This window comes from Neobacillus niacini, assembly GCF_023715785.1.
Lineage (GTDB): Bacteria > Bacillota > Bacilli > Bacillales > Cytobacillaceae > Neobacillus > Neobacillus niacini_E.
In genome coordinates, this window is record NZ_JAMBOX010000044.1 from 1 (window position 1) to 1,316 (window position 1,316).

Here is a 1,316-nt window from a genome sequence, read left to right on the forward strand (position 1 = left end):
GAGTAAAGTCTATTGCAAAATCCCTAGGTTTGCATCATACAGTTTTATTAAATTGGATTAAACAATATGAACATCATGGTGCGGACGCTTTTATAAAACCCTATACATCTTATACAACAGAGTTTAAACTAGACGTACTGAAATATATAAAAGAGACCGGGACGTCTATCAGAGAAGCAGCTGCGATATTTAATATTGCAACACATAGTACCATTTCAAAATGGAAAAACAGTTTCGAAATACACGGAATAGACGCCCTAAAACCTACACAAAAGGGGCGTTCACCTATGAAAAAACAAACAAAAAAAGCTCAACCAGTGGAAGGGTCTGAAGAAGCTTTACGCGCTGAAGTCGAGCGTTTACGCATGGAGAATGCCTATTTAAAAAAGCTGAAAGCCTTAATTCAAGAAAAGGAAAAATTACAGAACAAGAAAAAGCGCAAGTAGTATATGAATTAAGGCGCGAATTTAAAGTCATCGATCTAGTAAAGGTCGCTGGTATTGCGCGGAGCACGTATTATTATTGGGTAAAACAAATGAATCGTCCAGAAAAGTATAAGGAAGTCAAAGAGATGATTCAGGAGATTTTTGATGAGAATCAAGGACGATATGGATATCGTCGAATCACAATGGAATTGCATAATCAGGGTTTAAAAATAAATCATAAAACAGTCCGCCGTTTGATGAATGAAATGGGACTAAAATGCCTTGTACGCATGAAGAAATATCGTTCTTACCGTGGAAAGGTAGGAAGAATTGCCCCTAATATCTTGGAGCGCGATTTTAAAGCATCAAAGCCGAATGAGAAGTGGGTAACAGACGTAACAGAATTTCATCTATTCGGGGAAAAGCTATATTTGTCCCCTGTTCTAGATTTATACAACGGAGAAATCATTGCTTATAATATGGAAAAACGTCCTGTTTATCCTCTTGTTTCAAAAATGTTGGACAAGGCTTTTGAACGTTTAAAAGGGCAAGACACCCCCATCCTCCATTCTGATCAGGGTTGGCATTATCAAATGAGTCAGTACCAACACGCTTTAAAAGAACATGGGATTACTCAAAGTATGTCACGTAAGGGGAACTGTTTAGATAACGCAGTCATGGAGAATTTCTTTGGCTTATTAAAGTCTGAATTACTCTATTTAAAAGAATTCGAGAGTATTGAGCATTTTAAAGTAGAATTAGTGAAATATATTTACTATTATAATAACAAGCGAATTAAGGCAAAATTAAAAGGCATGAGTCCAGTTCAATACCGAATTCATGCCCAGGTAGCTGCCTAATTTTTGTGTCTAACTTTTTGGGTTCAGATCA

At 36.6% G+C, this 1,316-nt stretch carries 1 protein-coding gene; it reads left to right on the forward strand.

The features are described from left to right. Positions 1-1,285, forward strand: a protein-coding gene (locus M3234_RS28615) for an IS3 family transposase (RefSeq protein ID WP_396954006.1) whose coding sequence is annotated in 2 segments (ribosomal slippage) — positions 1-390 and positions 390-1,285 — 1,286 coding nt annotated over the 2 segments. Because the reading frame shifts where the segments join, the coding sequence is not laid out codon by codon here. This gene is flagged as partial in the annotation. Between the last annotated feature and the right edge of the window lie 31 nt (positions 1,286-1,316).